The sequence below is a fragment of the Myxococcota bacterium genome, assembly GCA_035498015.1.
Taxonomy (GTDB): domain Bacteria; phylum Myxococcota_A; class UBA9160; order SZUA-336; family SZUA-336; genus VGRW01.
Genome location: DATKAO010000196.1, coordinates 37,888 through 45,686, shown reverse-complemented (window position 1 = coordinate 45,686; position 7,799 = coordinate 37,888). Strand labels below are relative to the sequence as shown.

Below are 7,799 nucleotides of genomic sequence, written 5' to 3'. Positions count from 1 at the left end.
GGCCGCTTCAGCCCGCACCCGCTCGTCGACCGAGACGACGATGGGCACGTCGGCTTGCGCGAAGCAGGCCAGCACCGCGTCGAGATACAGCTGGCGCTCGGCCGCGTGCGCGCGCGCATGGGCGCCGCGCACGCGCGCGGGGTCGACCGGGCGCACGACGACGACCCCCGCGCCGCACGGAGCGAGCGCGCGCTCCTGCATCTCTTCGAGCAGGCCGCGGATCGCCCGGCGCACCCCGGCTTCGGCCGCGCGACAGCGCCGCTCGCGCCGCGCTCTGCATCATGGCTCGGGCGCGAGCACGAACTGCATGCGCGCGTGCTCGGCGCTCGGGACGAGTGACTCCCGGAACCAGGCGCAGGCGAGCTTCGGGCCGAGACCCGCGCCGCGCGCGAGCGCGGCGAATTCGGCCGGGTCGTACAGGCGGAACTCGACCTCGTCCCGGCCGCCGCCTTCGTACTCGAGCTCGACCCGGTGGCGCGGCCCGTCCCACGAGCGGCGGCTCGCCACGCGCCGGCCGCCGCGTTCGTAGCTCTCCACCAGCGGCAGCGTCGCGATGTGGTCGCGGTTGTACAGGTCGATCAAAAGCCGCCCGCCCACCCGCAGGCGCGCGCCCATCTGGCGCAGCACGTCGGCATTTCCGGCGTCGTCGAAGTAGCCGAAGCTGTGCCACAGGTTCGTGATCAGATCGAACGACTCGGCCAGTGAGTCGAGTGAGCGCATGTCCAGCCGGCGGAAGGCGGCAGCGCGCGGCGCGGAAAGGACGGCGCGAGCCAGCGCGTCGCCGTTCGCGTCCACGCCCAGCACCTGGTAGCCCCGCAGCGCGAGCGCGGCGGTGTGCCGGCCGGGTCCGCAGCACACGTCGAGCACCCGCGGGAACTGCCCGGGCGGCGCCTGGCGCTCGATCCAGGCCACCTCGGACTCGGTCAGCTCGGCCGGGATGGGGTCGAGAAAGGTCTCGTACCACTCGCGCGAGAGCTCGTTCGCGGGCATCGCCGGTTGCAGGATACCGGGGATCCGCTAACCATCCCCGCCCGGTTCGACCGCCGGCGGGCGGTCGACGCGCGGAGGGGCCCGATGGGATCGCTGCGCCCTTACCTCCAGTTCGCGCGGCTCGCGTTCCAGCGGCGCGCGACTTACCGGCTGGCCAACTGGACCGGCGTGGCCGTGAACTTCTTCTTCCTCCTGGTCCACGCGCAGGTGCTGCTCGCGTTCTTCCGGGCGCGCGGCGACGCGGCCGGCTGGCGGCCGCAGGACGCCGTGCTGTACTTCGCCGCGTCGGAATCACTCTTGATGGTGATCGGGATCTTCCCCGACTGGCGCTTCAACCTGGGCGAGCGCATCCGCACCGGTGAGATCGTCTCGGACCTGCTCCGGCCCGTGACTCTCTACGGGCGCGAGCTGGCCGAGCGGTACGGCACGGGGCTCTACTATCTCTTGACTCGCGCGCCAGCCGTGTTCGCGGCGGGCTGGCTCGTGTACGGGCTGCTGCCGCCGCTGCGCTGGGAGCTCGCGCTGTTCCCCGTGTCACTCGCGCTGTCGCTCGCCGTGTCGGCGGGGCTGTGGTTCGCCGCCTGTTCGTCGGCGTTCTGGCGCGAGTCGTCGAATGCAGAGCTCTCGGCGATCGTGTTCGTGAACAGCTTCCTGGGCGGCGTGTTCGTGCCACTCGACTTCTACCCCGAGACACTGCGCTGGCTGGCCGACGCGCTGCCGTTCCGAGCCACGCTCTACACGCCCGTGGCGCTGCTCGCAGGGCGGCTGTCGGGCGGCGCGCTGGCGTTCGGCCTGCTGCACCAGGTCGTGTGGGCAGCGGCGCTCGCGACGCTGGGTCGGCTGCTCGAGACCCGTGGCCTGCGCCGGCTCGTGACGCAGGGGGGCTAGCGTGCTCGACGCGATCCGGCTGTATCTCCACATGGCCTCGGCGGGCCTGCGCTCGCAGATGCAGTACCGCGGCTCGTTCGCGCTGCGCAGCGCGATCGACTTCGGCGTGATCGTGTCGGACCTCGCGCCGGTCTGGGTGCTCGCGCGCTACTTCGGGCACCTGGACGGCTGGCGCTTCCCCGAGCTGGCGCTGCTCTACGGTATGGTGGCCACGTCGTGGGGCACGGTGGAGGTGACCCTGCGCGGCTTCGAGAATTTCACGGTGTATCTCCTGCGCGGCGACCTCGACCGGCTGCTGCTGCGGCCGCGCTCGCTGATCCTGCAGGTCGCGGCGTACGAATTCGAGGCGCGCAAGCTGGCGCGCATCGCGCAGGGCCTGGTCGTGCTGGTGCTGGCCTGCGCCGCGCTGCGTCTCGGGCCCGAGTCACTGGCCTGGGTGGGCCTGGGAGTCCTCGGGGGCATCGCCTGCTTCGCCGGCGTGGTCATGCTGGGCGCGGCGTCCGCCTTCTACACGCTGGGCGAGGCGTCGGAGCTGCAGAACATCCTGACTTACGGCGGCAGCGCCGCGCTGTCGTACCCGGTGTCGATCTACGCCGACTGGTTCCGGCGCGCGATCACCTGGGGCGTGCCCCTCGCGTTTGCGAACTACTTCCCGGCGCTGGCGGCGCTGGGCCGCACCGAGTCGGCGGGCTGGCCGGTGGCGCTGCCCTGGCTGTCGCCGTTCGCGTGTCTGGCGTGCATGGGCCTGGGCATGGCGGCGTTTGCGCGCGGCCTGCGGCGCTACGAGTCGACGGGGAGCTGAGCGTGATCGAGGTCGAGAAGCTCGAGAAGACCTTCCGCGTCGCGCGGCACCACCGCGGGTTCCTGGGCGCGTTCCGCAACCTGGTCGAACGGCAGTCCGACCTGGTGCGCGCGGTCGATGGTGTCTCGTTCCGGATCGCCGACGGCGAGTTCGTGGGCTTCATCGGCCCCAACGGCGCCGGCAAGTCGACCACGATCAAGATGCTGACCGGCGTGCTCGAGCCGTCCGGAGGTCGCGCGCTGGTCGGCGGTCTCGAGCCCCGCCGCGACCGGATCGCACACACCGCGCGGCTGGGGGCCGTGTTCGGGCAGCGCACCCAGCTGTGGTGGGACCTGCCGGTGATCGAGTCCTACACACTTCTGCGTCACGTATACGGCACGCCGGAGCGCGAGCACCGCGAGCAGCTCGCGCGCCTGTCGGAGCTCTTGGGGGTCGGCGCGCTGCTCGACGTGCCGGTGCGGAAGCTTTCGCTCGGGCAACGCATGCGCTGCGAGCTGGGCGCGGCGCTGCTGCACGCGCCGCGCATTTTGTTCCTCGACGAGCCGACGATCGGCCTCGACGTGGTGGCGAAGGAGGCGATCCGCGAGTTTCTCGCCGCCGAGAACCGTGAGCGCCGAACGACCATCCTGCTCACCACCCACGACCTGGCCGACATCGAGAGACTCTGCCCGCGCATGATCCTGATCGATCACGGACGCGTGGTCTACGACGGCTCGGTGGACGACGTGCGGCGCACGGTGACCGCCGAGCGCCGGCTCAGCGTCGACTTCGAGACGGACGCGCCGGCGGGCGGGCTGCCCGACGGGGCGCAGCTCGAGGAGCGCGCGCGCACGCGGCTCGTGATCCGCTTCGACCGCGACCGGATCCCGGCGGCGCGGCTGATCGCCTGGCTCGCCGAGCGCGCGCCGATCGCCGACCTGACCCTCGAAGAGACTCCGATCGAGCGCATCGTCGCCGAGCTGTACCGCCGCTCGGCCGAGCGCTGACCGTCCCTTGGCCCTGGCGACCTGGCGCGTGCTCGGCCTGGAGCTCGGCATCGGCGAGCCCGAGTCGGTGCTGCGCGAGCGCGCGCTCGCGGCGGCCGGAGTTCCCGCCGACGCACTGCGCGGCCTGCGCATCGCGCGCAAGTCGGTCGACGCGCGGCGCGTGCGCGGCGTGCGGCAGCTGCGCTTCGTGGTGCACGTGGACCTCGTGGTCGACGCGGGCTTCCGCTCCGAGTCACTCGCGCGCGCGGAGCGCACGGGCCGGGTCGTGCCGGCGCCGGAGCCGGGCCGGATCGAGCTCGAGCGCGTGCACGCCTCGCTCGCGGGCCGGCGGGTGGCCGTGCTCGGCGCGGGCCCGGCCGGGTTGTTCGCGGCGCTCGTGCTCGCTCGCAACGGCGTGCCGGTCGACCTCGTCGACCGGGGCGCAGAGCTCGGCGAGCGCGGCCGGGACCTCGCCCGTTTCCAGCGCACGCGCGTGCCCGACCCCGAGAGCAACCTCCTGTTCGGCGAGGGCGGCGCGGGCACTTACTCGGACGGCAAGCTCTACACGCGCGTCGAGCACGAGCTCGAGGTGCCGCTGCTCGAGGAGCTCGTGGCGTGCGGCGCGCCTGCCGACATCCTGTACGACGCCCGCGCGCACGTGGGCACCGACCGGCTGCACCGCGTGCTGCCGGCCCTGCGCGGGCGCCTCGAGTCGGCGGGCGTGCGCTTCCACTGGCGCACGCGGGTCGGCGAGCTTCGCATCGAGAGCGGCGCCGTGACGGCGCTGGTGACTCCCGCGGGCGAGCTGCCCTGTGCCGCGCTCGTGTTCGCGCCCGGTCACTCCGCGCGCGACACCTGGCGCGCGCTCGCGGCGCAGGGGCTGCCCGTCGAGGCCAAGCCGTTCCAGCTCGGCGTGCGCATCGAGCACCCCCAGACGCTGGTCGACCTGGGCCGCTACGGTGATTCGGCCGAGGCGCGCTCGCTCGGGCCCGCGTACTACGCATTGACTTGCCGGCCGGGCGCGGGCGCGCCGGGAGCGCACAGCTTCTGCATGTGTCCGGGCGGACAGATCGTGGCGAGTGTCTCGGCGCCCGGGCTCTTGTGCACGAACGGCATGAGCAACTCGCGCCACTCGTCCCCGTGGGCCAACGCGGCCGTGGTCACCACGCTGGGGCCGCGCGAATTCGGCGACGGCCCGTTCGCGGGCGTGGAGCTGCAGGAGGCGCTCGAGCGCCGCGCGTTCGAAGCAGGCGGCAGCGACTACACGGCGCCCGCGCAGCGCGCGCCCGACTTTCTCGCGGGAGCCGTGTCCGCCGCGACCGGCCGCTCGAGCTACCGCTTCGGCACACGACCCGCGCGCGTCGACTCACTCCTGCCCGAGCTCGTGCGCGACGCCCTGCGTCGGGCGCTCAGCCAATTCGAGCGCACGCTCCCCGGCTTTGCGACCGAGTCGGGCCTCTTGGTCGGCGTCGAGTCTCGCAGCTCGGGGCCGGTGCGCATCGCGCGCGACCCCGAGACGCTGCGCGCGCGCGGCTTCTCGAACCTGTTCCCGGTGGGTGAGGGCGCGGGCAGCGCGGGCGGCATCATGAGCGCCGCGATCGACGGCGCGCGCGCCGCCCAGGCGCTGCTGCGCGACGGGCTGCCGTCTATACTGCGCGCCTGAGCGAGGGTGGGGTGGAGAGCAGCGCGAGTGAGTCCCTGACGCGCCGGCGCGGCGATGCCTCCGGCCTCGCCTTCGCCGGCTACTGCGTCGTGAACAGCGCGTTCGTGCCCGCGGTCGCGAAGCTCACGACCGCGCACGCCGACGGACTCACGATCGCGCTCTTCACCAGCGCGTTCGCGGCGCTGGTCTGTCTCGTGTTCCTGGTCGCGCAAGGCAAGCTGCGGCTCCTGCTGCGCGACTTCCGCTGGCTCGTGCTGATCGGCACGCTCGGCACGGCCGTGGCGTTTCTCTTGTATTACTCGGGCGCGCAGCGCTCCACGGCCGTGGAGACCGCGCTCTGCGTGCAGACCGAGCCGATCTACTCGCTGATCGGCACGCGCTTCGTGCTCGGCTATCCGACGGCCAAGCGGCGCATCGCGGCCGTGCTCGCGATCGCCGCCGGGATCGCGCTGGCCATCGGCACGGCGCCGAGCTCCCCCTGGCTGGGGCTGGCGTTCCTGCTCGCGACGCCCCTGGCCTGGCAGACCTCGCACTGGATCGCGCTCAAGCAGCTCACCACGTTCGACCCGCTGCAGCTCTCGGGCGCGCGCTACGTCTACGGGAGCCTCGCCCTCGCCGTGGCGTGGCTCGCGCTCGACGGTCCGGCCGCGCTGCCCCCGCGTTCCGATCTCGGGAGCTTTCTTCCGATCGTCGCGCTACAAGGAGCGCTGCTGTCGTTCGGAGGGACTCTCGCGTGGTACGCGGCCGTGAAACGACTCGACCTGCCGCGCGCCACGGCGATCGTGGTGCCGTCGGCGCCGATCCTGTCGCTCGGGGTGTCCTATCTCGTCCTGGGCGAGCACGTCAGCCTGCGCGAGCTGTGCGGGTTCCTGCTCGCCGCCGCGGGCGTACTGACTTTCGCCTTGAACCCGAGTGTGACCGCTCGTGAGTAGCTTCGAGCTCGAAGATTTCCTGCGCTCCGCAGAGGCGGCCGCGATCTCGGGCCCGAGCGAGGACGAGCGCCGTGAGATCGCGCACCGGCTGCGCGCGGCGCTCGACGAGGTCGGCCGGCCGCTCGCGCAGCTCTCCACCGGCGACGTGCACGGCTGGCTGTTCCACTCGGTGCCCGAGCGATTCGAGCCTGGTGACTCGCTCGCGCGGCACGTCGGCCCGGTGCTGAAGGCGCTGGTCGCGTTCGCCGCGCGCACCAGCGGCGACAAGCTCGCCCGCCTGCGCAACGCGGTGAACGACTCACTCGAGGACCTCGAGCACGCTCTAGAGCACGGTCACTCGCACCACCACCACGATGACCACGACGAAGAGCCGCAGGCGCCGTACGTGCGCGGCGAGCCGAAGATCGGCCGCAACGACCCCTGCCCGTGCGGCTCGGGCAAGAAGTTCAAGAAGTGCCACGGGGCCTAGTGGAGCCCTACCAGCCCAAGACGGAGGCGAAGATCAGCGGAGCCACGATCGTGGCGTCGGATTCGATCAGGAACATCGGCGTCGCCTCGTCGAGCTTGCCCCAGGTGATCTTCTCCGTCGGGAATGCGCCAGAGTAACTTCCGTAGCTCGTGGTGGAGTCGCTGATCTGGCAGAAGTACGCCCAGTACGGGCACGGTCGGCGCAGGTCCTGGTGGATCATGGGCACGACGCAGATCGGGAAGTCACCCGCGATGCCGCCGCCGATCTGGAAGAAGCCGACCGTGGAGCGCGCCTTCGAGCCCGGAATGGCGCGCATGCCGACCGCATCGTGCCCGGTGACTTCCACCTGCGGCAGCTCCTCGAGGGACTTGCCCATGGTGGTCGAAACGTACCAGCGCGCCAGCTCGGCCATGGTCTCGAGCCCGCCCTTCACGATCTGGAAGTTCGACAGCTCCCCCGACAGCACGTGAGACACGAAGATGTTGCCGAGCGTCGAGTCCTCCCAGCCGGGCACGAAGATCGGCAGGTTCTTTTCGGCCGCCGCGAGCAGCCACGAGCCGGCCGGGTCGATCTGGTACGAGTCACGCACCCGACCCTCGAGCAGGAGCTGGTACAGGATCTCGTGCGGGAAGTAGCGTTTCTTCTGCTGGTCGGCGCGCAGCCACAGGTCGAGCACGTGTTTCTCGATCGCGCGGAACGCCTTGTCCTCGGGGATGCACGTGTCGGTGACCCGATTGAGACCGGCGCGCTCGAGCGCCTTCTCGTCCGCGGGGGTCAGGTTGCGCCAGCCCGGGATGCGCTTGTAGTGGTCGTGCGCGACCAGGTTGAACACGTCCTCTTCGAGGTTCGCCCCGGTGCACGAGATCGCGTGGATCTTGTCGCGCCGGATCATCTCGGCGAGTGACAGGCCGAGCTCGGCGGTGCTCATCGCGCCGGCCATGGCGAGAAACATCTTCCCGCCGCCCTCGAGCTGTTTCTTGTAGGCCTCGGCCGCGTCCACGACGCTCGCGGCGTTGAAGTGCCGATAGTGGTGCTGGATGAACTCGGAGATCTTCATCGGGGGTCTCCCAGGAAAACGCGCGCGAAGCTT

The 7,799-nt window shown here is 71.7% G+C and carries 9 protein-coding genes; 6 read left to right on the top strand and 3 right to left on the bottom strand.

Annotated elements, in window-relative coordinates; genetic code table 11:
- Positions 1 to 234: hypothetical protein (locus VMR86_17455; GenBank protein ID HTO08839.1), on the bottom strand; the 234-nt coding region annotated here is incomplete at its 3' end.
- 45 nt (positions 235 to 279) lie between these two features.
- Positions 280 to 990: a class I SAM-dependent methyltransferase gene (locus VMR86_17450; GenBank protein ID HTO08838.1), complete on the bottom strand. Its 711-nt coding sequence runs from the start codon at positions 988 to 990 to the stop codon at positions 280 to 282.
- 84 nt (positions 991 to 1,074) lie between these two features.
- Here VMR86_17450 and VMR86_17445 point away from each other — a divergent pair, with 84 nt between their 5' ends.
- The 6 genes from VMR86_17445 to VMR86_17420 all read left to right on the top strand — a co-directional run bounded on the left by VMR86_17445 (position 1,075) and on the right by VMR86_17420 (position 6,709).
- Positions 1,075 to 1,878 (top strand): ABC-2 family transporter protein, encoded by an 804-nt coding sequence (locus tag VMR86_17445; protein ID HTO08837.1) that lies wholly within the window; start codon positions 1,075 to 1,077, stop codon positions 1,876 to 1,878.
- A gap of 1 nt (position 1,879) precedes the next feature.
- The gene (locus VMR86_17440) at positions 1,880 to 2,680 is read left to right on the top strand and encodes an ABC-2 family transporter protein (GenBank protein HTO08836.1); all 801 of its coding nucleotides are present in this window, start codon (positions 1,880 to 1,882) and stop codon (positions 2,678 to 2,680) included.
- 2 nt (positions 2,681 to 2,682) lie between these two features.
- Positions 2,683 to 3,666 carry an ATP-binding cassette domain-containing protein gene (locus VMR86_17435; protein ID HTO08835.1) on the top strand — a complete coding sequence of 328 codons (984 nt, stop codon included), beginning with the start codon at positions 2,683 to 2,685 and terminating at the stop codon, positions 3,664 to 3,666.
- 7 nt (positions 3,667 to 3,673) lie between these two features.
- Entirely contained in the window at positions 3,674 to 5,308 is a 1,635-nt protein-coding gene (locus VMR86_17430; protein ID HTO08834.1) for an NAD(P)/FAD-dependent oxidoreductase, read from the top strand.
- Between the two features lie 11 nt (positions 5,309 to 5,319).
- Complete coding sequence (locus VMR86_17425) at positions 5,320 to 6,240, top strand: DMT family transporter (GenBank protein HTO08833.1); 921 nt, start codon at positions 5,320 to 5,322, stop codon at positions 6,238 to 6,240.
- Between the two features lie 277 nt (positions 6,241 to 6,517).
- Positions 6,518 to 6,709, top strand: a complete 192-nt coding sequence (locus VMR86_17420; protein ID HTO08832.1) for an SEC-C metal-binding domain-containing protein — start codon at positions 6,518 to 6,520, stop codon at positions 6,707 to 6,709.
- A 7-nt stretch (positions 6,710 to 6,716) separates the two neighbouring features.
- Here the strand turns inward: VMR86_17420 and VMR86_17415 are convergent, their stop codons facing one another.
- Positions 6,717 to 7,766, bottom strand: coding sequence for a deoxyhypusine synthase family protein (locus VMR86_17415; GenBank protein HTO08831.1), 1,050 nt, complete (start codon positions 7,764 to 7,766; stop codon positions 6,717 to 6,719).
- Between the last annotated feature and the right edge of the window lie 33 nt (positions 7,767 to 7,799).

Excerpts from the sequence above, each read along its gene's own strand:
- VMR86_17450 (HTO08838.1), bottom strand. The coding sequence starts at position 990 with ATGCCCGCGAACGAGCTCTCGCGCGAGTGGTACGAGACCTTTCTCGAC.
- VMR86_17445 (HTO08837.1), top strand. The coding sequence starts at position 1,075 with ATGGGATCGCTGCGCCCTTACCTCCAGTTCGCGCGGCTCGCGTTCCAG.
- VMR86_17415 (HTO08831.1), bottom strand. The coding sequence starts at position 7,766 with ATGAAGATCTCCGAGTTCATCCAGCACCACTATCGGCACTTCAACGCC.